The sequence below is a fragment of the Pseudomonas putida genome, assembly GCF_002025705.1.
In the GTDB taxonomy this organism is placed as follows: Bacteria; Pseudomonadota; Gammaproteobacteria; order Pseudomonadales; family Pseudomonadaceae; genus Aquipseudomonas; species Aquipseudomonas putida_J.
The window spans coordinates 4,281,584-4,300,737 of record NZ_CP018846.1 but is presented as its reverse complement, the minus strand read 5'-3'; the positions used below and the strand labels follow the sequence as shown (position 1 = coordinate 4,300,737).

Below are 19,154 nucleotides of genomic sequence, written 5' to 3'. Positions count from 1 at the left end.
AAACCTGTGGGAGCGGTTTTACCCGCGAAGAGGCCGGGCCTGCTGTTCGCTTCACCCTTTCAGGCACTTCAGCTCACTGAAGTCAGTGCGCACCTTGGCCAGCCGCTCTTGCAGGTATTGGCGCTGCACCGGTGTGCTCAGGCGCAGCAAGTCGATCAACAGGCTGCGTGCCTGCTGCTCGCTATTCTGATAGGCAGCGCGATACTCCGGCGTCCACAGGCTTTCCTTGCGTTGCAGCAAGGTCGCCAGGCGCGGCTCGAAGCTGGCGTCGTTGCGCTGGTTCATGGCCAGCAGCAGTTGCTGCTGCCAGTGCTGGCGGTTGGCGATCCACTGGCGGTTCTGGTCACCCAGCGCCTGCGACCAGGCCTGCACACGCTGGTGTTGGGCAGAATTGAGCTCGCCGAACCAGTTGTTCAGGCGTTTTTCCATGCGTTCGCTGCGGCGGGCGATCTGTTTGGCCAAGGGGGTGTCGACATATTGCTTTTGCCGCTCGCTGATATCGTCGCGGAAGGCATCGCGCATCTGCGCCACTTGCGCATCGCTCATGCCGCGCAGCAGCTCGGTGGCCGAGGGGGTGATTTCTTCAGCCACCCGGCCAATCGCCTGGCGTGCTTCGACCGTGCGTTGCTGCAGGGCCTGGTCGGTCACCTGGTCCTCGGCGACCATGTCGCGTATGCGGTCGAGCCAGTCGAGGTAGCCGGGCAACTGGGTTTTACAGTGCCAGGCCAGGTGCTCTTTCAACCGTTCGTCGAGCAAGGTCTTCTGCTCACGGTTCATCGCCATGTAGTCGCCCAGCGACCAGGGCACCAGGCGGTCGAGGTTGCGGTAGGCCAGGTCGATCCGGCTGCAGGCGGCCAGTGCCACAGTGCAGGCGATGGCGAGGAGCAGGGCTTTGGACTGGCGTACAGGCATGTGCGAATCCTTGCAGTGGCTGGCCATTCGGTAGACGCAAGGGGGGCGGCGCGGTTCCGCCGAATCAGCGACCGGGCAGCGCGCTGGCTTCAGGTGTAGAATAGCCGCCTTGTCTTGAGGAACATCGGAAATGGCTCTGCTTGGGCGTTACAACAGTTTGCAAATCGTGAAACACGTGGAATTCGGCCTGTACCTGGACGGCGGCGCCGACGGCGAAATCCTGCTGCCCGGGCGTTACATCCCGAAAGACGCCGAAACCGAGGTCGACGACTGGCTGAACGTGTTCATCTACCTGGACAGCGAAGACCAGCTGATCGCCACCACCGAGAAGCCCAAGGTGCAGGTCGGCGAGTTCGCCAGCCTCAAGGTCAAAGACATCAACGGTGCCGGCATCTTCCTCGACTGGGGCCTGTCCAAGGACCTGCTGATGCCGTATTCGGAAGAGTCACGCCAGCTGAAGATCGGCGACTACTGCGTGGTGCATGCCTACCTCGACAAGCGCACCCGGCGCATCACCGCCACTTCGCGTCTGGACCGCTACCTCGATCGCACGCCCGCCGACTACGCGGTCGGCCAACCGGTGCAGTTGCTGGTGGCCGGCGAGACGCCGATGGGCTTCAAGGCCATCATCAACAACCGCCACTGGGGCCTGATCCACAAGAACGAGGTGTTCAAGTTCCTGCGTTCGGGCATGCACGTGGAAGGCTTCATCAAGGAAGTGCGCCATGACGGCAAGATCGCCCTGAGCCTGCAGCCGGTCGGCAAGGCGCTGGGCGACGACCTGCAGGAGCGCATCATGGCGCGCCTGGAGGCCGAAGGCGGGGTGCTGGCGGTGAGCGACAAGAGCGCCCCGGAGGCGATCAGCCAGATGTTCAACGTCAGCAAGGGCAACTTCAAGAAGGCCATTGGCGGGTTGTTCAAGCAAGGCCGCATCGTCATCCATGACGATCGTATCGAAAAGGCCTGATCAGGCCTGGACGAAGGTGCGGAAGTCCAGCTGCTCGCCACCCGGGCGGGTGTCGCGCAGCAGCGAGTCGCGGTCGGCGCTCAGGGCCAGGCTGATGGTCGAACGGCGCTTGCCAGGGTTGCGCACCTCCATCTGCTCCTGGTGAGCACGCAGGAAGTTGATCGGCACCTTCAGGTGTTGCAGCTCGTCGCTTTCCGGGGTGTGCAGCAGCAGGTTGACCCAGTCGGGCTGGCCCTTGCGCAGCAGTGCCACCGGCACCTCGAACCACCACAGGTTGCGCTTGCGGTCGAGGATGGCGAACAGGGTGTTGGCGCTGGTCAGCACCGGGTTGGCCAGGGCCTGGTTGCGGCGGGCGATGGCGGCTGGTTTGTCGAGTTTCATGCAGGTTCCTGCGGGTTGACGCTTGATTAGGGCTGCATTGTGAGGGGTGGCACCGGGCCTAGCAAGGTTTACAGGCCTCTTCGCGGGCAAGCCCGCTCCCACAGGAATGTCATTGCCTTCAGGCTATTTGATATCCCAGTAGGAGCGGGCAAGCCCGCGAAGAGGCCATGAGCCCTAGCGGCTGACCGGCAAGCTCAACTCGGAAGTGGCCCCATCCGCAGTGGTCACCGTCGCAGTGAAGCTCTTCAGCTCGCCGATGTTCTCCAGCACCTGAGCAAACCTTGCCTGCCCTTGCGCATCGCTATTGACCAACAGTTCCCCCAGATACTGCTCCGCCTCGGTCCCATTCGCCTGGGCATTGCCAAACACCTCGATGCGCAGCAGGCTCGACACAGGCCCCTGTACCTCGCCACGCAGCACATTGCCGTCCAGGGCGATCAGCCGTGGCGCCTGCTGGTTGTGGTTGGGCAACGGCTGGCATGGCTTGGGCTCGCCCTTGGCATCGCAGATGATCGCCTGGTCCTGCTTCGGCAAATCCGCGCCGACCCCGCGTGAACCCACATACAGCGCATGGGCCTGGGCCGGCACGCCGAAGATGATGGCCCCCGTGCGCTGGTCAGGCACGCACGAGCCGCCGGCCTCGCAGCGGCGGATGTCCTGGCTGTTGCCCCAGATGCGGTTGCCGGTGAGGCGCGTGGCGGTGACATCCGGCTCCGGGCGCAGGGCCACGCCGATGCGGTTGCCGTGGATCAGGTTGCCGTCGAGGATATTGCCTTCGCCGGTGACGCTGATGCCGATCGAGTTGCCGCTGAAGGTGTTGGCGCCGAGGTAGTTGCGCTTGCCCCAGTTGATCTGCAAACCGTCGGAGTAGTTTTCGAAGCGGTTGCGCACCACGCTGTTGTCGTTGCCCAGCAGGATTTCGATGCCCTGGGAAGGCTCGGGGTTGGCCGGGGTGGAGCGGAACAGGTTGTCGGCCACCAGGTTGAAGGCCGCGCCGCGGGTCAGCTCAAGGCCATCGCCGTTGTCGATCAGCTGGTTGCGCAGCACCTTGTTGTTGACCGTGGTGGTGGCGGTCGGGTTGCCGGCGCCGTCATCGCCCGTGAGCATGATGCCGGCGCCGCCTTTGTTGGCGACGATGCGGTTGTCTTCGATGACGTTGCCGCTGGCGCGGTTGACCAGGATGCCGATGCAGAAGTTGCGCACTTCCAGGCCGCTCAGGTGCACGTCCTGGGTATCACGCAGCACCAACCCAGGGTTGGTGGTGGTGCGAACGTTGGTGCCGAACTGGCCGGGCAGGGCGCCGGGGCAGGTGCGCACGCCCTGGTCCTTGATATAGCCCGAGCCGTCGATGGCAATGTACTGGCCATCTCGGGCCCAGGGCAGCCCGGTGATCTGCACCGGGCCCTTGATTTCCGGCAGGGCGCGGGTTGGGCGAATCACGTAGGGCGGCTTGCCCACTGCGGCGATATCGATGCGGTAGTGGCCGGGGTTCTGGTTGCTGGTTTCGATTGCCCAGCGCAGGGTGCCGGGTTGGTCATCGTCGGCATAACGCTCGACTTTCAGGGTTTCGCTGGCCGGTGCGGCGGCCAGGGCAGACAGGGGCAACAACGGCAGCATGGCCGTGAACAGGGACATCAGACGCATGGGGCGGGTATCCGGAAACTGTTGTTCTTGTAGGCTTGCAACCTGCTTCGGGTTGCCGTTTGCCGGCGATTCTAGGGCAGCGCGCAGGCCTTGGGCAGCACGACAGGGCTGATTCGGTGCGGTATTCGCCCTTAGAATCACCGCTCGGCTTGAATCCGGAAAATTGATTGAAACTCCTGCCAACTGCGGTCGGTCCACAGACTGTCGACACGGTTCACGTGTCTCCATTTGCAGGAGATTTGCCATGAGCGGCACCAAAGACAAAGCAAAAGGCCTGGCCAACGAAGCGGTCGGTAACGTCAAGCAGGGCGTCGGCAAGGTGACCGGCAACGACAAGCTGCGGGCCGAGGGCAAGGCCCAGGAACTGAAGGGCGAAGCGCAGCAGATCAAGGGCAATGTGAAAGATGCGGTGAAGAAGCCTTGATGTGAAGTGGCCTGTTTCTGCCTCTGTGCGAGGCAGAAACAGGCATAGGCAATTTCTTCTGGCATGGCCGGGAGCAGTACATCCTCCGCGTGGTCTATTAGACTTACCCGTTGTACTCAAGAATCAAGCGGCGAAAGGAGACGCTATGATTTTCCCCGACCTGCGCGGCCTGCCCCTGCACCGCGTGCTGGTGCGCACCGTCAAGGAGTTCCTCGACGACGAGATGTCGACCTACGCATCCGCACTGGCCTACCAGATGCTGTTCTCGCTGTTCCCCTTCATCCTGTTCCTGATCGCCCTGATTGGCTTCCTGCACCTGCCAGACTTCTTTACCTGGTTGCGCTTGCAATCCGAACTGGTGCTCCCGCCCCAGGCGCTGGAGCAGGTGAACCCGGTGATCGACCAGTTGCAACAGTCCAAGGGCGGGCTGTTGTCGGTGGGTATCGTCATCGCGCTGTGGACCGCCTCGGCCGGTGTACGGCTGATGATGAGCGCGATGAACGCCGCCTACGACGTGCCCGAAGGGCGCCCGGTGTGGAAGCGCATCCCGCTGTCGATCTTCTATACCGTCGGTATCGCCGGCATGTTGCTGGTGGCGGCAGCGCTGATGGTGCTTGGCCCGCAAGTAATGGAGTGGATCGCAGCTCAGATTGGCATGCAGGAGGTGATCGTCACGGTGTGGACGATCTTGCGTTGGCCGGCCATTGTCATTTTGCTGATGGTGGCCGTGGCGCTCATCTATTACGTGATGCCGGACGTGAAACAGAAGTTTCGCTTCATCACCCCCGGTTCGGTACTGGCGGTAGTAGTATGGATCATCGCCTCCCTGGGCTTTGCCTACTACGTCAAGACCTTTGCCGACTACAACGCCATGTATGGCAGCATCGGTGCGATCATCGTGCTGTTGCTGTACTTCTACATCTCGGCCGCCGTGCTGTTGCTGGGCGCTGAAATGAATGCGGTGATCGAGCACATGTCGAGCGAGGGCAAGAACCCGGGCGAGAAGGATTTCAAGGGCGTCGAAACCCAGGAAACCATCACCGTGCTCGGCCATGAACACCCGGTCGAGCCACAACCGACCGAGCCGAACCCGCGATGATCCGTGACATTCTCAAGATGGGCGACGAGCGCCTGCTGCGCGTCGCTCCACCGGTGCCTGAACACCTGATCGGCAGCAGCGAGCTGCAGCAGTTGATCGACGACATGTTCGAGACCATGCACCACGTCGGAGGCGTGGGCCTGGCAGCGCCGCAAATCGGCATCGACCTGCAGCTGGTGATATTCGGCTTCGAGCGCAGCGCACGTTACCCGGATGCCGAGCCGGTACCGCAAACCATCCTGCTCAACCCGGTGATCACGCCGCTGACCACCGAGATCGAGGACGGGTGGGAAGGTTGCCTGTCGGTGCCCGGCCTGCGTGGGGTGGTGCCGCGCTTCAAGCACATCAGCTATGAAGGCATCGACCCGCAGGGTAATCCGATCAGCCGCTTTGCCGATGGTTTTCATGCGCGGGTGGTGCAGCACGAATGCGACCACCTGATCGGCCGCCTGTACCCCTCACGCATCCAGGACTTTGCCAGGTTCGGCTACACCGATGTGCTGTTCCCTGGGCTGGATGCCAGCGACGACTGAGCCCGTACCATGGCCAGCAGGCTTTTGCTGCGCTGGTAGCGCTGCAGGCGCGAGGCCAGGGCTTCGGGTAGTTGCGCCGTAATGCTGAAACCCAGGCGCTGGTAGTAGGCGGCAAGGTCGGGGTGGCAGAACAGCCAGGTTGGGCCACTGTGCCCGGCCAGCGCCGCCTCGATCAACTGCGCGGCCACACCACGCTTGCGCGCTTGCGGGGCGACGAACAGGCCGGTGAGCCATTGGCCGTCGGCAATCGTACTGAGGCAGAGGCCGGCAACGATCCCATCACTGCGAGCCACCCACGATTCACCATCATTGGCTGCACGCATGCGCGAACCCTGCTGTTTGTAGAAGTGTTCGAGCAATCGGCGCTCGGGGCCGATGAGCAGGGCGCAGTGCAGGGCAGTCATGGGTATACCTGGAACGGTTGGCTCTAGCTCGCTGATCTCAGGCCATCGAGCCGTTTCGCTTTGTCGCAGATTGTTGCAAAACCTGCAAGGGTGAATGTCCGAGTTCAGGGTTCAACTATTCCCGGCCAGGAGTAGAATTTTAACCATTCCCCCTGGCAGTAGACGAAGCGGGATCGGTACTTCGTGTCATCTTCGCAGTTGATGACAACTTCTCCGCGCCATTGACGGCATAAGAAGTCACTCGATCAGCTGGATTGCTTTAAAGGTCAAACCCCATGAAACCATTACTGATTCTTGCTCTGGTCGGTATGTCCTCGTTCGCCCTCGCCGATGAGGCCAAACCGGTCTCCAGCGAGCCTGTGGCCCAGCAGTACGACTACTCCATGAACCTTGACATCAAACGGGTGATCAACCTGTCGACCATCCCCAATGTCTGTGAAGTGGTGCCTGCGACCATGACCTATGAAGACCACCATGGCCAGGTGCACACCATTCAGTACCGGGCGATGGGTGAAGGTTGCCAGCAGGGTTGATAGCTCGCGTAAGCGGCCCTTCGCGTTGAGCAGTAGCGAAGTGGCTGCTCTCGTCCCCTGGATCATTGCCCCGAAAGTACCTGCTGTACTACCTCCAGGCCTTGTTTCAGCTCTGCTCGGCTGCCTGCTGCCGACAGGCTGATGCGCACGGCTTGCACCTCGGTCGCGCCAATCGCGAACACACTGGCCGGGACGACTTCCACACCTCGCTCGCGACATTGCTTTACCACCGCCTCGGCCCCCGGCGGCGTGCCTAGCCACGCGTGGGGCGAAGGCTGGCCCGTAAGGTGCAGCCCATCACCCAGCAGCCTGCGAGCCAGGCGCCATCGCTCGGTGATTTCCGTTTTCTGCCAGGCGAGCCGCCGCGCAGCTGTACCGTCTTCGATCCATTGGCGAGCGATCTCCAGGCTCAATGGCGACACTGGCCAGTGGCTGGCCTGGGCATGCGGGTCAACCTGGGCCAGCAGTTTCGGGCTGGCCGCAATCCATCCCAATCGCAAGCCAGCAGCCACCGTCTTGGACAGGCTGTTGATGTAGACCCCTTGATCGCCCAGCAGTGGGTAGAGCGGCGGTTGGTCGCTGAATGCGCCGTACACATCATCCTCGATCAGCAACAGCCCCAGACGTTTGACTACCTCAGCAATTGCCGCGCGGCGAGCATCATCCATGCAGGCGCCTGTGGGGTTGTGCAGGGTCGGCGTAGTTACCAGCACGCGGGCACCGCTGGCGCGCGCCACACGGTCCAGGTCATCGGGCCGCAGGCCTTGGTCGTCCAGTGCCACGCCATGCACGGGCAGACGCAGTTGCCGGCAGGCCGCCTTGATACCCGGTGCGGTCAGGGCCTCAAGCATGACTGGCTCACCCGCCTGACAGATCGACTGCAGCACCAGTGCCAGCGCCTGCTGGGCTCCGCCACACAGCAACAGTTCGTCCGCTGACAGGGCCAGGCCGCGGTTGGCCATCCACTGGGCGCCACGCATCCGCCCAAGCAGCAACTGCTCGGGGCCCAGGTAATGATTGAGCAAGTCGCTATCGGGGCGTTTCAGCAGGCTGCGCAAGCTGTCGTGCAAATCATGATTGTGCGGATCAGCCACCGGAACGTTGGTCGACAGGTCGATCAGCGGGCGTTGCCCGTCATGATGCTTGATGCGGAACAGGGTCGCTTCCTTGCTGCCCGCCAGCACGTAGGTGCCGCGGCCCACTTCGCCAGCCACCAGGTGGCGAGCGGCAGCTTCGCGGTAGGCCTGCTGGGTAGTACTAGGGTTGAGGCCCAGTTTCCAGGCCAGCCGCCGTTGCGGGGGCAGGCGGTCACCGACCTTGAGGGCGCCACTTTCGATGGCATTGGCAATTGCATCGACCAAGGCAAGGTAACGGGGTTGGTCATCGTCGATCAGCTGTGGGATCCACACGAAATTGCTGCCCATGCAATATAAGGTTGTACCCATACAATGCCTGGCGCTTAGGATCGGATCAACCACCTACCGAAGAGGGATGATCGCCATGTTCGACCTTGCTGCCCTGCGCGAAGCCGCCGATTTCGTCCACCAGCATGTACCCGCCACCCCACAGCACGTCTGGCCCTTGCTGGCCCAGCGGCTGGGCTGCCAGGTGTGGGTAAAGCATGAAAACCACGCACCCACCGGCGCATTCAAGGTGCGTGGCGGGCTGGTCTATGTGCGTTCGCTGATGGCGAGGGGCGAGCCACCCCGCGGGCTGGTCACCGCGACCCGCGGCAATCACGGGCAGAGCATGGCGCTGGCCGCGAGCCAGGCTGGCGTGCCGCTGGTGATCGTGGTGCCCGAGGGCAACTCGAAAGAAAAGAACGCCGCCATGCGTGCACTGGGCGCAGAGCTGGTGGAGCATGGTGTCGACTTCGACGTGGCCCGTGAAGAGGCGGCGCGCCTGGCGGACGAGCTGGACTATGACATGGTGCCGTCGTTCCACCCTGAACTGGTGCGCGGGGTCGCCACCTATGCCCTGGAGCTGTTCGAGGCCGTGGGCCAGCTGGATTGCGTGTACGTGCCGATCGGTATGGGTTCGGGCATCTGCGGGCTGATCCAGGCACGCAACCTGCTGGGGCTGAAAACCGAGATCGTCGGCGTGGTGTCCAGTGCGGCCGATGCCTATGCGCAGAGTTTCGAGCTGGGCCGCATCGTCACCACGGCCACCGCCGATACCTTTGCCGATGGCATGGCCTGCCGGGTTCCACACCCGGATGCCTTCGCCCTCGTACGCGAGCATGCCGCGCGGATCGTACGGGTCACCGACAGCGAAGTGGCAGAGGCTATGCGGATCTATCACGAAACCACCCATAACACGGCCGAAGGCGCCGGTGCTGCAGCGTTGGCGGCGTTGCTGCAGGAGCGCGAGCGCCAGGCAGGCAAGCGCGTGGCAGTGGTGCTGAGCGGGGCCAACGTGGATCGCGGGCGTTATGCGCAGGTGCTGGCAGGTGCTGAAAAATCCTGAATGAATATCGGGGAAAAAGTGCTATCTTATTTTGATAGCATTTTCCGATGAACACTCGATACCGAAAAATCTACGACGCTATCTTCAGGACGCCCACGACACCTTCATTGGCGTTTGCCGAGGTCGAAGCCCTGGTGCTTCACCTCGGCGGGCAAGTGCTGGAGCGGCAAGGCTCCAGGGTCAAGCTGGTGCTTGGCGGCCAGAGCTGGAGGTGCCATCGCCCCCATCCTGGCAAGGAAGCCAAACGGTATCAGATTGAAGAAGCCCGCGAATTCTTGCTGCGGGCAGGAGTCAGCCTATGAGTTGCATGCGTTACAAGGGCTATGCCGCCCGTATCGAATACGATGAGCGTGACGACATTTTTGTTGGCCGTGTACTGGGCATGCGCGACATCATCAGTTTTCACGCAAGCTCGGTGCCCGAGCTTCATGAAGCCTTCCGCGGGGCGCTGGAAGATTACCTGGCCGATTGCGCGGAGCAGGGCATCACCCCGGAAAAACCCGCGTCAGGCAAGGTCATGCTGCGCATTCGCCCAGAGGTGCACGCGGCCGCCAGCGTTGCCGCCCGAGCTGCGGGCAAAAGTCTTAACCAGTGGGCGGATGAGGTTTTCGAGCAGGCAGCTCTGGCTTGATCGTACACCCTTCCATCCCATGACCGCTCGTGGCAGGCTCTACGGCGCCTGATTGCCCTGACTTCGAGTGTTCAATGCCTTTTTCCAACGGTTTCTTCCTCAGCCTGTCCCTGTGCCTGGACATCGGCGTGGCCAACATCGCCATGATCACCCTGGCCATGCAACGCGGGTTTCTCCAAGGCTTCTGGCTCGGCCTGGGGACCTGCGTGGGCGACCTGGTCTACGCCATTGCGGCGCTGGCTGGCATGACCGTGCTGCTGCAATTCGAAAGCGTGCGCTGGACCCTGTGGCTTGGCGGTTCGGTGTTGCTGGTGTGGTTCGCCATCAAGATGCTGCTGGCCGCCTGGCGGGGCGGGCACATGGATGCCAGTGCGCAGGTGGTGGTGGAGTCGGGCTGGCGCGAGTTTCTGCGTGGCATCTTCCTGGCCATGTCGTCGCCCAGCGCCATCCTCTGGTTCGCCGCGGTCGGTGGCGTGCTGATTTCCCGCTCTGGCAGCGGCAGCCTGCTGGACGCCGGGTTGTTTCTTGGCGGCTTCTTCGCGGCCGGGCTGGTCTGGTGCATGAGCCTATGTGGCATCGCCAGCCACGGCGGGCGCTTGCTGGGGGACCGCCTGCTGACCTGGTCATATCTTCTGTCGGCGGCTATTTTCTGTTATTTCGCGGTGTACGTGATTGTCTCGGGTTACCGGGAATTCATTGGCGCCGGCGTTTAGGTTGTGGTTGGGGCATGGGAGCATGGGTGCATGCCTGGAGTTGTTTGGCGCTTGTGAGATCGTGCGCCGCCCGCGCGGCGCATCGCGGATGAATCCGCTCCTACATCTATTTCGGGCCAGTCTATCCTGTGGCAGATGGGCTGCCCGCTTTGCGCTCACCTCGATATTGAAGGTAACAAACAGGGCGGACAGCGGCGAATTCGCAGGAGTGATTGGCTCGAAACAAATGTAGGAGCGGATTCATCCGCGATGCGCCGCGCGATTTCACAGGCGCCACTGCAATCAAGGCATGCGTCTCTCAAGAAAAACGTTGGTAAGACCTGTCGATTTATCCGATTACCGTTCGACCATGAGCTGAAGGTACAAGACAACCCTTTACCGAAACGCTCATGAACGATCGGAGGAACACCCGATGAACACGGCAGCCGAAAACGAAATCCGTCAGCTTATCGAACGCTGGATGCAGGCCGTGCGTGACCGTGATATTCCCGCCATCACTGCGCCCTACGCCGACGACATCGTCGCCTTCGATGCCATCCAGTCGCTGCAATTCAAGGGCAAGGCCGCCTACCAGGCGCATTGGGAAATGTGCATGGGCATGTGCCCCGGGCCCATGGTCTTCGAGCTCGCCCAACTGACCGTGCACGCCGAAGGCGAGCTGGGCCTGGCGCACTGGCTGAACCGCTGCGGCCCTGGGGATGACGAGAGCCAGTGCGGCTTCATGCGGGCCACCGTCGGTTACCGCAAGTCTGGCGGCCAGTGGCAGGTGATCCACGAGCATTGGTCGGCACCGTTCGACATGCAAACCCAGAAAGCACTATTCGATCTCAAGCCTTGATCGGCTATCGCCAAATGCACGTTGCCAACGCCTGGAGACGACCATGAAATACCTGTGCCTGGTCTATTGTGACGAAGGGCTGCTGCACAGCCTGCCCGACAGCCCGGAAGACGCCGAATGCATGGCCTACGCCGAATCGCTGCAGAGCTCCGGGCGCATCATTGCAGCAGAAGCGCTGAAGACCGTGCAAACCGCCACCACCGTGCGCATGCGCGCAGGGCGAATGAGCATCACCGATGGCCCGTTTGCCGAAACCAAAGAGCAGCTCGCCGGTTTCTACCTGGTCGATGCCCGTGACCTCAACGAGGCGCTGAACATCGCCAAGGGCATACCGGCGGCGCGGGTCGGTAGCGTGGAAGTGCGGCCGGTGCGCGAACTGCAACCCTGACAGCAACGGAGAACAACAAGAATGACCCTTGCCCAACCCGCGCCTGCGCAGCACGAGCTGTCCATCAGCCGCTTGATCGATGCCCCACCTGCCAAGGTATTCCGTGCCTGGACCGAGCCCGAGTGGCTGATGCAGTGGTGGGGGCCGCACGGCATGACCACCCCTGAATGCGAGATGCAACTGTGGGTCGGGGGCCTTTTCCGTACGCTCATGCGTGCTCCGGATGGCTCCGAGTACCCCACCCAGGGGGTGTTTCTGGAAATTGCCGCCCCGCGCCGGCTGGTGTTCACCGATGCCTTCGGGCCGGGCTGGGTGCCGTCGGGCAAGGCCTTCATGACTGCAGTGATCAGCTTTGACGAAGAAAACGGCAAGACCCGCTACACCGCCCGTGCCTGGCACTGGAATGCAGCCGACAGCCGTGCCCATGAAGAAATGGGCTTCCATCAGGGCTGGGGAGAAAGCCTGGACCGCCTGGTGGAGGTGGTGACCCAGCGGATGCCAGACTGATGGCGGAGCTGGCGCAGGTGCGTGGCGAAGTCGAAGCGGTGTACCGGCGTGATTCGCGGCGCATCCTGGCGACGTTGATCCGCCTGCTGGGGGATTTCGACCTGGCCGAGGAGGCCATGCACGATGCCTTTTTCATCGCCGTCGAGCGCTGGCAGCGCGATGGTATCCCCGGCAACCCGCGCGCCTGGCTGGTTTCGACCGGGCGCTTCAAGGCCATTGATGCATTGCGCCGGCGTGCCCGTTTCGACCGCTCCCAGGCCGACCTGATCATGCTGATCGAAGGCCAGGGGCAAGATCCCAGTGAAGAGGAGCTGCTCGCTGACGACCGCCTGCGGTTGATCTTCACGTGTTGCCACCCGGCCTTGGCCGCCGATGCCCAGGTGCCGCTGACCCTGCGCGAAGTCTGCGACCTGACCACCGAGCAGATCGCCCGGGCGTTTCTGCAAAGCCCGGCGACCATTGCCCAGCGTATCGTGCGGGCCAAGGCCAAGATCCGCGACGCCGGCATTCCTTATCAGGTCCCTGAATTGCACGAACTGCCCGAGCGCCTGGAGAGTGTGTTGCGGGTGATCTATCTGGTGTTCAACGAAGGCTATTCGGCGTCTTCGGGTGAGGATTTGCTGCAGCAGGAGCTGAGCGACGAGGCGATCCGCCTCGGGCGCCTGCTGGTGCAATTATTGCCGGACGCAGAAGCCGTCGGCCTGCTGGCGCTGATGCTGCTACAGGCATCGCGGCAGCGCGCGCGCAGCGATGCCGAAGGCAATCTGGTGCTGCTCGATCAGCAGGACCGCAGCCTGTGGGACCGCGAGCAGATTGGCGAAGGCTGCGAGCTGGTGCGCCTGGCATTGGCCAGTCGGGCTTTTGGTGCCTACACCGTGCAGGCGGCGATCGCGGCGGTGCATGCCGAGGCGGCGACGGCGCAAGAGACAGACTGGGCGGAGATCGTCGGGCTGTACGATGTACTGCAAAGGCACTGGCCGTCTGCCGTTGTGGCGCTCAACCGGGCGGTGGCGCTGGCCAAGCGTGACGGGGCGCAGGCTGGGTTGGTGGCGGTGGAGGCGATCCTGGCAGGCGGAGAGTTGCGCGACTATCACCTGGCGCATGCGGCGCGGGCGGAGATGCATCAGCAGCTGGGGAATGTGGATGAGGCTCGGATGGCCTGGCAAAAGGCGCTGGAATTGACCTGCCAGGAGCCGGAGCGGCGGCATATCGAAAGGCGATTACGCGAACTGATGTGATGGCTTGGCCGGCCTCTTCGCGGGTTCACCCGCGAAGAGGCCAGCAGCGAAATCAGCTGGCGACGAAGTTCGGCGGCGATACCAGCTCGACGGTCTGCTGTTTGCGCGGTGCGAGGATCTCGGCCTCGCCCTCGACTACCAGCTCATCGTTCTGGTTGTACACATTGGTGGCGATACGCACCTTGAACTTGGGCAGCTTCTCGAGGATTTCCAGGCGCACGGTCAGGGTGTCGCCAATTTTCACCGGCTTCTGGAAGCTCATCTTCTGGCCCAGGTAGATGGTACCAGGGCCAGGCAGGGTGCAGGCCACTGCAGCGCTGATCAGCGCACCGCTGAACATGCCGTGGGCGATACGTTCCTTGAACATGCTCTTGGCTGCAAATTCGGCATCCAGGTGCACGGGGTTGTGGTCACCGGACATCGCGGCGAACAGCTGGATATCGCGTTCTTCGACAGACTTTTCGTAACTGGCTTTCTGGCCGACTTCCAAAGCTTCGTAAGGCGTGTTGGTGACCTGGGTCATTGGCGTTTCCTTGATAGGCGGACGAGGCCGATATCATTCACTGCGAGCAGGGCGGCCAAGGGCCAGCGCCTGCTCAAGCCATGCGAGGATATCGGCGGTGACCTCGTCCCGATTGATTTCGTTTAGCACTTCATGCCGCGCCTCAGGATAGACGCGCAGTTGTACATGTCGATTGCCGGTCGCGCGCAGGGCATCGGCCAGATGGGTGAGACGCTTGCCGGCACTCACCGGATCACATTCGCCACCGATCACCAGCAGCGGCAGGTTCGGATCGATCTGTGCGAGGTTACGCGCCTGGCTGATTTGCGTCAGCCCCTGCAGCAGGTCGAGCCACAGCTGGTTGCTGCAACGAAAGCCGCACAGCGGATCGTTGACGTACTGGTCCACTTGCGCCGGGTCACGGCTGAGCCAGTCGAACGCCGTGCGGTTGGGCTTGAAGGCGCTGTTGAACGAGCCGAACGACAGCCATTCGATCAGGGCGCTCTTGCCCAGTGGCCCCTGGCGCCAGGCTTCCAGGCGCGCAATCAGGCGGGCCGCCCGATACAGCGCGGTGGGCTGGAAGTTGGAACCACTGAGAATCGCCCCCTGCAGGCTGGCGCTGTGGTGCGTGAGATAGGCCTGGGCGATGTAGCTGCCCATGCTGTGGCCGAACAGGAACAGCGGGGTGCAGGGAAACTGCTGGCCGATGTGCTGGGCCAGCAGGCCAAGATCGTTGACCACGGCATTCCAGCCATGGTGTCGGGCGAACAGGCCGAGGCTGCCCAGTTCGGCGGTGCGGCCGTGGCCGCGCAGGTCGGGCGCCAGCAGGGCGTAGCCGGCATCGCAGAGGGCGTGGCCCAGGCGCTGGTAGCGCCCGGCATGCTCGGCCATGCCATGCGCCAGCAGCACCACGGCCTTGACCGGTGTGGCCGGCAGCCATTGGTGCACGTACAGGCTGCAATGCTCGCTGGCGGGTAGCCAGAAGGCGTCATGGGGCATGGCGAATCCTTTGCGCGATGGTTACCCGCACAGTGTATGCATAACCGCCCGGATTGCAGGAAGGGCACAAATAAGATTCACAATGTTAATGGCGGCACTTGGCATATATGCCACCTCGGGCTTACCTGCTAACGTCGGTTCAACGCCTTTTTGCCATCAGGCAAACGGGACAAGGAATCAGCGCGGGCTCAGGCAGAGGAACAATAATAAATGCAAGCCGACTTCTGGAATGACAAACGCCCCGAGGGCGTGCCTTCCTCCATCGACATCCACGCATACGCTTCGGTCGTCGAGGTGTTCGAGCGCTCCTGCAAGCGCTTTGCCGAGCGCCCGGCGTTCAGCAACCTCGGCGTGACCCTGAGCTACGCCGAGCTCGAGCGCCATTCGGCGGCCTTCGCTGCCTGGTTGCAGCAGCACACCGACCTCAAGCCGGGTGATCGCATCGCAGTGCAGATGCCCAACGTCCTGCAGTACCCCATTGCCGTGTTCGGCGCCCTGCGCGCCGGGCTGATCGTGGTCAACACCAACCCGCTGTATACCGAGCGCGAGATGCGTCACCAGTTCAAGGATGCCGGCGCTCGCGCCCTGGTGTACCTGAACATGTTCGGCAAGCGCGTGCAGGAAGTGCTGCCCGATACCGGTATCGAGTACCTGATCGAAGCGAAGATGGGCGACTTGCTGCCAGCAGCCAAGGGCTGGCTGGTCAACACCGTGGTCGACAAGCTGAAGAAAATGGTCCCGGCCTATCATCTGCCCCAGGCCATCCCGTTCAAGCAGGTACTGCGCGAAGGCCGCAGCCTGACGCACAAACCGGTGCCGCTCACCCTCGATGACATTGCCGTGCTGCAGTACACCGGCGGCACCACGGGCCTGGCCAAGGGCGCCATGCTCACCCACGGTAACCTGGTGGCCAACATGCTGCAGGTGCTGGCTTGCTTCTCCCAGCACGGCCCGGATGGGCAGCGGCTGATCAAGGAAGGCCAGGAAGTGATGATTGCGCCGCTGCCGCTGTACCACATCTATGCCTTTACCGCGAACTGCATGTGCATGATGGTCACCGGCAACCACAACGTGCTGATCACCAACCCGCGCGACATCCCGGGCTTCATCAAGGAGTTGGGCAAGTGGCGTTTTTCGGCGCTGTTGGGGTTGAACACCTTGTTCGTCGCACTGATGGACCACCCAGGCTTCCGTCAGCTGGATTTTTCGGCACTGAAAGTCACCAACTCCGGCGGCACGGCGCTGGTCAAGGCCACTGCCGAGCGTTGGGAGCAACTTACCGGTTGCCGCATCGTCGAGGGCTACGGCCTGACCGAGACCTCGCCGGTGGCCAGCACCAACCCCTACGGCCAGCTGGCGCGGTTGGGCACCGTGGGCATTCCGGTGGCGGGTACGGCATTCAAGGTCATCGATGATGACGGCAACGAACAGCCACTGGGTGAGCGCGGCGAGTTGTGCATCAAGGGCCCGCAGGTGATGAAAGGCTACTGGCAGCAGCCAGAGGCCACGGCCCAGGCACTGGATGCCGAGGGCTGGTTCAAGACTGGCGATATCGCGGTGATCGACCCGGATGGTTTCACCCGCATTGTCGACCGCAAGAAGGACATGATCATCGTCTCTGGCTTCAATGTGTACCCCAACGAAATCGAGGATGTGGTGATGGGCCATCCGCAGGTCGCCAGCTGCGCGGCCATCGGCGTGCCGGACGAGCGTTCGGGGGAGGCAGTGAAGCTGTTCGTGGTGGCGCGTGAGGGTGGGGTGAACGTCGATGAGCTGAAGGCCTACTGCAAGGCCAACTTCACCGGCTACAAAGTGCCCAAGCACATCGTGGTGCGCGAGTCGCTGCCGATGACCCCAGTGGGCAAGATCCTGCGGCGCGAATTGCGTGACATAGCCTGATACCGAATGTGCTTCTTCGCGGGCAAGCCCGCTCCTACCGGCACTGCACATGCCTGAAGAATGTGCGGTAACTGTGGGAGCGGGCTTGCCCGCGAATGCTTCGAAGGTGCTCTAACAGGCTGCTTACAGCCCGATTTGCGACATTTTGGTCAATTACTCTAAAAATGACTTGTATAGTTCATTGAGTCATTTTTGTGACTGAGAGGCCGTTCTTGGCCCCTAGGCGACCCCATTTAAAGCTGTTACTCTCGGGCCGCTTTCAGATGATCAGGTTTGCAACGAACCCTCATCACATATCAATAATAAACGCATCGACGCGTGAATCGAACTTCGCTGTTGCTGAAGGAGTGGGCTTCCATGATCGAAAATTTTTGGAAGGATAAATACCCAGCCGGGATTACGGCGGAAATCAATCCTGACGAATTCCCCAATATCCAGGCGGTACTCAAGCAATCCTGCCAACGCTTTGCCAATAAACCGGCCTTTAGCAACCTGGGCAAGACCATCACCTACGGCGAGCTCTATGCGCTGTCAGGCGCTTTTGCGGCCTGGCTGCAGCAGCACACCGACCTCAAGCCGGGTGACCGTATTGCCGTCCAGCTGCCCAATGTCCTGCAATACCCGGTAGCCGTATTTGGTGCCATGCGCGCCGGCCTGATCGTGGTCAACACCAACCCGCTGTATACCGTGCGGGAAATGGAGCACCAGTTCAACGACTCCGGTGCCAAGGCCTTGGTGTGCCTGGCCAACATGGCGCACCTGGCTGAGAAGGTGGTGCCCAAGACCCAGGTCAAGCACGTCATCGTCACCGAGGTGGCCGACTTGCTGCCACCGCTCAAGCGCCTGCTGATCAACAGCGTGATCAAGTACGTGAAGAAGATGGTGCCGGCCTACAACCTGCCGCGCGCCGTGCGCTTCAACGATACCTTGGCGCTGGGCAAGGGCCAGCCGGTCACCGAAGCCAACCCGCAAGCCAATGACGTGGCCGTACTGCAGTACACTGGCGGCACTACCGGCGTGGCCAAGGGGGCAATGCTGACCCACCGCAACCTGGTGGCCAACATGCTGCAGTGCCGGGCACTGATGGGCTCCAACCTGCAAGAAGGTTGCGAGATCCTGATCACTCCGCTGCCGCTGTACCACATCTATGCCTTCACCTTCCATTGCATGGCGATGATGCTGATCGGCAACCACAACGTGCTCATCAGCAACCCACGCGACCTGCCAGCAATGGTCAAGGAGCTGGGCAAGTGGAAGTTCAGCGGTTTCGTCGGCCTCAACACGTTGTTCGTTGCGCTGTGCAACAACGAGGCATTCCGCGCCCTGGACTTCTCGGCGCTGAAAATCACCCTGTCTGGTGGTATGGCCCTGCAGTTGAGCGTGGCCGAGCGCTGGAAGAGCGTTACCGGCTGCGCCATCTGCGAAGGCTACGGCATGACCGAGACCAGCCCGGTGGCGGCGGTGAACCCGGCCGAGGCGAACCAGGTGGGTACTATCGGCATCCCGGTACCATCGACCCTGTGCAAGGTCATCGACGACGCCGGCAACGAGCTGGCGCTGGGCGAAACCGGCGAGCTGTGCGTCAAGGGCCCGCAGGTCATGAAAGGCTACTGGCAGCGTGAAGACGCCACCCGCGAGATCCTCGACAGCGACGGCTGGCTGAAGACCGGCGACATCGCGCTGATCCAGCCGGATGGCTACATGCGCATCGTCGACCGCAAGAAGGACATGATCCTGGTCTCGGGCTTCAACGTTTACCCCAATGAGCTGGAAGATGTGCTCGCCGCCCTGCCGGGCGTGCTGCAGTGCGCAGCCATCGGTGTGCCGGACGAGAAGTCGGGTGAAGTGATCAAGGTGTTCATCGTGGTCAAGCCGGGCATGACCGTGACCAAGGAGCAGGTGATGGAGCACATGCGTGCCAACGTCACTGGCTACAAGGTGCCGCGTTACATCGAGTTCCGCGATGCGCTGCCGACCACCAACGTTGGCAAGATCCTGCGCCGTGAACTGCGCGATGAAGAGCTGAAGAAGCAGGGCTTGAAGAAGATCGCTTGATCCAAACCTGCACGGCCAGTG

22 protein-coding genes are annotated in these 19,154 nt (G+C 62.2%); 15 read left to right on the top strand and 7 right to left on the bottom strand.

Annotated elements, in window-relative coordinates:
- Positions 1-51: 51 nt before the first annotated feature.
- A complete protein-coding gene (locus tag BUQ73_RS19310; protein ID WP_079229273.1) occupies positions 52-912 on the bottom strand; it encodes a DUF6279 family lipoprotein in 861 nt (286 codons plus the stop codon).
- Positions 913-1,042: 130 nt separating this feature from the next.
- Between BUQ73_RS19310 and BUQ73_RS19305 the strand changes: the two genes are divergently transcribed.
- Entirely contained in the window at positions 1,043-1,879 is an 837-nt protein-coding gene (locus BUQ73_RS19305) for a S1 RNA-binding domain-containing protein (RefSeq protein ID WP_079229272.1), read from the top strand.
- Here the strand turns inward: BUQ73_RS19305 and BUQ73_RS19300 are convergent, their stop codons facing one another.
- Together BUQ73_RS19300 and BUQ73_RS19295 are read right to left on the bottom strand one after the other, a co-directional pair.
- Positions 1,880-2,260 carry a hypothetical protein gene (locus tag BUQ73_RS19300; protein ID WP_079229271.1) on the bottom strand — a complete coding sequence of 127 codons (381 nt, stop codon included), beginning with the start codon at positions 2,258-2,260 and terminating at the stop codon, positions 1,880-1,882.
- Positions 2,261-2,434: 174 nt separating this feature from the next.
- Positions 2,435-3,904 carry a right-handed parallel beta-helix repeat-containing protein gene (locus BUQ73_RS19295; RefSeq protein WP_079229270.1) on the bottom strand — a complete coding sequence of 490 codons (1,470 nt, stop codon included), beginning with the start codon at positions 3,902-3,904 and terminating at the stop codon, positions 2,435-2,437.
- Between the two features lie 244 nt (positions 3,905-4,148).
- On the opposite strand from BUQ73_RS19295, the gene BUQ73_RS19290 reads away from it, so the two are divergent.
- The 3 genes from BUQ73_RS19290 (at position 4,149) to def (ending at position 5,960) form a co-directional block, all read left to right on the top strand.
- Positions 4,149-4,328, top strand: a complete 180-nt coding sequence (locus BUQ73_RS19290) for a CsbD family protein (protein ID WP_079229269.1) — start codon at positions 4,149-4,151, stop codon at positions 4,326-4,328.
- Positions 4,329-4,473: 145 nt separating this feature from the next.
- Complete coding sequence (locus BUQ73_RS19285) at positions 4,474-5,427, top strand: YihY/virulence factor BrkB family protein (RefSeq protein WP_079229268.1); 954 nt, start codon at positions 4,474-4,476, stop codon at positions 5,425-5,427.
- Positions 5,424-5,960, top strand: a complete 537-nt coding sequence (gene def, locus BUQ73_RS19280; protein WP_079229267.1) for a peptide deformylase — start codon at positions 5,424-5,426, stop codon at positions 5,958-5,960. Before BUQ73_RS19285 ends, def begins: the two co-directional genes overlap by 4 nt.
- On the opposite strand, the gene BUQ73_RS19275 is transcribed toward def, so the two are convergent.
- On the bottom strand, positions 5,915-6,364 hold the full coding sequence (locus BUQ73_RS19275; protein ID WP_161492851.1) for a GNAT family N-acetyltransferase: 450 nt from the start codon (positions 6,362-6,364) through the stop codon (positions 5,915-5,917). The two genes, def and BUQ73_RS19275, sit on opposite strands and share 46 nt — an antisense overlap.
- 275 nt (positions 6,365-6,639) lie before the next feature.
- On the opposite strand from BUQ73_RS19275, the gene BUQ73_RS19270 reads away from it, so the two are divergent.
- Entirely contained in the window at positions 6,640-6,897 is a 258-nt protein-coding gene (locus BUQ73_RS19270) for a DUF2790 domain-containing protein (RefSeq protein WP_054885703.1), read from the top strand.
- Between the two features lie 62 nt (positions 6,898-6,959).
- On the opposite strand, the gene BUQ73_RS19265 is transcribed toward BUQ73_RS19270, so the two are convergent.
- Positions 6,960-8,321 carry a PLP-dependent aminotransferase family protein gene (locus BUQ73_RS19265; protein WP_079229266.1) on the bottom strand — a complete coding sequence of 454 codons (1,362 nt, stop codon included), beginning with the start codon at positions 8,319-8,321 and terminating at the stop codon, positions 6,960-6,962.
- 76 nt (positions 8,322-8,397) lie between these two features.
- Here BUQ73_RS19265 and BUQ73_RS19260 point away from each other — a divergent pair, with 76 nt between their 5' ends.
- From BUQ73_RS19260 to BUQ73_RS19225, 8 genes are all read left to right on the top strand, one after another.
- Positions 8,398-9,363 (top strand): threonine dehydratase, encoded by a 966-nt coding sequence (locus BUQ73_RS19260; protein WP_079230592.1) that lies wholly within the window; start codon positions 8,398-8,400, stop codon positions 9,361-9,363.
- A gap of 47 nt (positions 9,364-9,410) precedes the next feature.
- Entirely contained in the window at positions 9,411-9,665 is a 255-nt protein-coding gene (locus BUQ73_RS19255; RefSeq protein WP_079229265.1) for a type II toxin-antitoxin system HicA family toxin, read from the top strand.
- Complete coding sequence (locus tag BUQ73_RS19250) at positions 9,662-9,994, top strand: type II toxin-antitoxin system HicB family antitoxin (RefSeq protein ID WP_079229264.1); 333 nt, start codon at positions 9,662-9,664, stop codon at positions 9,992-9,994. The genes BUQ73_RS19255 and BUQ73_RS19250 overlap by 4 nt, the downstream gene beginning before the upstream one ends.
- Before the next feature lie 74 nt (positions 9,995-10,068).
- Positions 10,069-10,707, top strand: coding sequence for a LysE family translocator (locus BUQ73_RS19245; RefSeq protein ID WP_079229263.1), 639 nt, complete (start codon positions 10,069-10,071; stop codon positions 10,705-10,707).
- Between the two features lie 412 nt (positions 10,708-11,119).
- Entirely contained in the window at positions 11,120-11,545 is a 426-nt protein-coding gene (locus tag BUQ73_RS19240) for a YybH family protein (protein WP_079229262.1), read from the top strand.
- A 43-nt stretch (positions 11,546-11,588) separates the two neighbouring features.
- Positions 11,589-11,933, top strand: a complete 345-nt coding sequence (locus tag BUQ73_RS19235) for a YciI family protein (protein ID WP_079229261.1) — start codon at positions 11,589-11,591, stop codon at positions 11,931-11,933.
- A 21-nt stretch (positions 11,934-11,954) separates the two neighbouring features.
- Positions 11,955-12,440, top strand: a complete 486-nt coding sequence (locus BUQ73_RS19230) for an SRPBCC family protein (protein ID WP_060485885.1) — start codon at positions 11,955-11,957, stop codon at positions 12,438-12,440.
- A complete protein-coding gene (locus BUQ73_RS19225; RefSeq protein ID WP_079229260.1) occupies positions 12,440-13,678 on the top strand; it encodes an RNA polymerase sigma factor in 1,239 nt (412 codons plus the stop codon). The genes BUQ73_RS19230 and BUQ73_RS19225 overlap by 1 nt, the downstream gene beginning before the upstream one ends.
- Positions 13,679-13,730: 52 nt before the next feature.
- On the opposite strand, the gene BUQ73_RS19220 is transcribed toward BUQ73_RS19225, so the two are convergent.
- Together BUQ73_RS19220 and BUQ73_RS19215 are read right to left on the bottom strand one after the other, a co-directional pair.
- Positions 13,731-14,201, bottom strand: a complete 471-nt coding sequence (locus tag BUQ73_RS19220) for a MaoC family dehydratase (protein ID WP_027918696.1) — start codon at positions 14,199-14,201, stop codon at positions 13,731-13,733.
- Between the two features lie 33 nt (positions 14,202-14,234).
- Positions 14,235-15,179 (bottom strand): alpha/beta hydrolase, encoded by a 945-nt coding sequence (locus tag BUQ73_RS19215; RefSeq protein WP_079229259.1) that lies wholly within the window; start codon positions 15,177-15,179, stop codon positions 14,235-14,237.
- Between the two features lie 210 nt (positions 15,180-15,389).
- On the opposite strand from BUQ73_RS19215, the gene fadD2 reads away from it, so the two are divergent.
- Complete coding sequence (gene fadD2, locus BUQ73_RS19210; RefSeq protein WP_079229258.1) at positions 15,390-17,078, top strand: long-chain-fatty-acid--CoA ligase FadD2; 1,689 nt, start codon at positions 15,390-15,392, stop codon at positions 17,076-17,078.
- Positions 17,079-17,435: 357 nt separating this feature from the next.
- Positions 17,436-19,133, top strand: a complete 1,698-nt coding sequence (fadD1, locus tag BUQ73_RS19205; RefSeq protein ID WP_079229257.1) for a long-chain-fatty-acid--CoA ligase FadD1 — start codon at positions 17,436-17,438, stop codon at positions 19,131-19,133.
- Positions 19,134-19,154: the final 21 nt, after the last annotated feature.

Coding starts and splice junctions, on each gene's coding strand:
- BUQ73_RS19295 (WP_079229270.1), bottom strand. CDS start 3,904: ATGCGTCTGATGTCCCTGTTCACGGCCATGCTGCCGTTGTTGCCCCTG.
- BUQ73_RS19235 (WP_079229261.1), top strand. CDS start 11,589: ATGAAATACCTGTGCCTGGTCTATTGTGACGAAGGGCTGCTGCACAGC.
- BUQ73_RS19215 (WP_079229259.1), bottom strand. CDS start 15,179: ATGCCCCATGACGCCTTCTGGCTACCCGCCAGCGAGCATTGCAGCCTG.
- BUQ73_RS19230 (WP_060485885.1), top strand. CDS start 11,955: ATGACCCTTGCCCAACCCGCGCCTGCGCAGCACGAGCTGTCCATCAGC.
- BUQ73_RS19310 (WP_079229273.1), bottom strand. CDS start 912: ATGCCTGTACGCCAGTCCAAAGCCCTGCTCCTCGCCATCGCCTGCACT.
- BUQ73_RS19270 (WP_054885703.1), top strand. CDS start 6,640: ATGAAACCATTACTGATTCTTGCTCTGGTCGGTATGTCCTCGTTCGCC.
- BUQ73_RS19255 (WP_079229265.1), top strand. CDS start 9,411: ATGAACACTCGATACCGAAAAATCTACGACGCTATCTTCAGGACGCCC.
- BUQ73_RS19245 (WP_079229263.1), top strand. CDS start 10,069: ATGCCTTTTTCCAACGGTTTCTTCCTCAGCCTGTCCCTGTGCCTGGAC.
- BUQ73_RS19250 (WP_079229264.1), top strand. CDS start 9,662: ATGAGTTGCATGCGTTACAAGGGCTATGCCGCCCGTATCGAATACGAT.
- fadD2 (WP_079229258.1), top strand. CDS start 15,390: ATGCAAGCCGACTTCTGGAATGACAAACGCCCCGAGGGCGTGCCTTCC.
- BUQ73_RS19285 (WP_079229268.1), top strand. CDS start 4,474: ATGATTTTCCCCGACCTGCGCGGCCTGCCCCTGCACCGCGTGCTGGTG.
- BUQ73_RS19300 (WP_079229271.1), bottom strand. CDS start 2,260: ATGAAACTCGACAAACCAGCCGCCATCGCCCGCCGCAACCAGGCCCTG.
- BUQ73_RS19290 (WP_079229269.1), top strand. CDS start 4,149: ATGAGCGGCACCAAAGACAAAGCAAAAGGCCTGGCCAACGAAGCGGTC.
- BUQ73_RS19305 (WP_079229272.1), top strand. CDS start 1,043: ATGGCTCTGCTTGGGCGTTACAACAGTTTGCAAATCGTGAAACACGTG.
- BUQ73_RS19225 (WP_079229260.1), top strand. CDS start 12,440: ATGGCGGAGCTGGCGCAGGTGCGTGGCGAAGTCGAAGCGGTGTACCGG.
- BUQ73_RS19240 (WP_079229262.1), top strand. CDS start 11,120: ATGAACACGGCAGCCGAAAACGAAATCCGTCAGCTTATCGAACGCTGG.
- BUQ73_RS19260 (WP_079230592.1), top strand. CDS start 8,398: ATGTTCGACCTTGCTGCCCTGCGCGAAGCCGCCGATTTCGTCCACCAG.
- BUQ73_RS19265 (WP_079229266.1), bottom strand. CDS start 8,321: ATGGGCAGCAATTTCGTGTGGATCCCACAGCTGATCGACGATGACCAA.
- fadD1 (WP_079229257.1), top strand. CDS start 17,436: ATGATCGAAAATTTTTGGAAGGATAAATACCCAGCCGGGATTACGGCG.
- BUQ73_RS19275 (WP_161492851.1), bottom strand. CDS start 6,364: ATGACTGCCCTGCACTGCGCCCTGCTCATCGGCCCCGAGCGCCGATTG.
- BUQ73_RS19220 (WP_027918696.1), bottom strand. CDS start 14,201: ATGACCCAGGTCACCAACACGCCTTACGAAGCTTTGGAAGTCGGCCAG.
- def (WP_079229267.1), top strand. CDS start 5,424: ATGATCCGTGACATTCTCAAGATGGGCGACGAGCGCCTGCTGCGCGTC.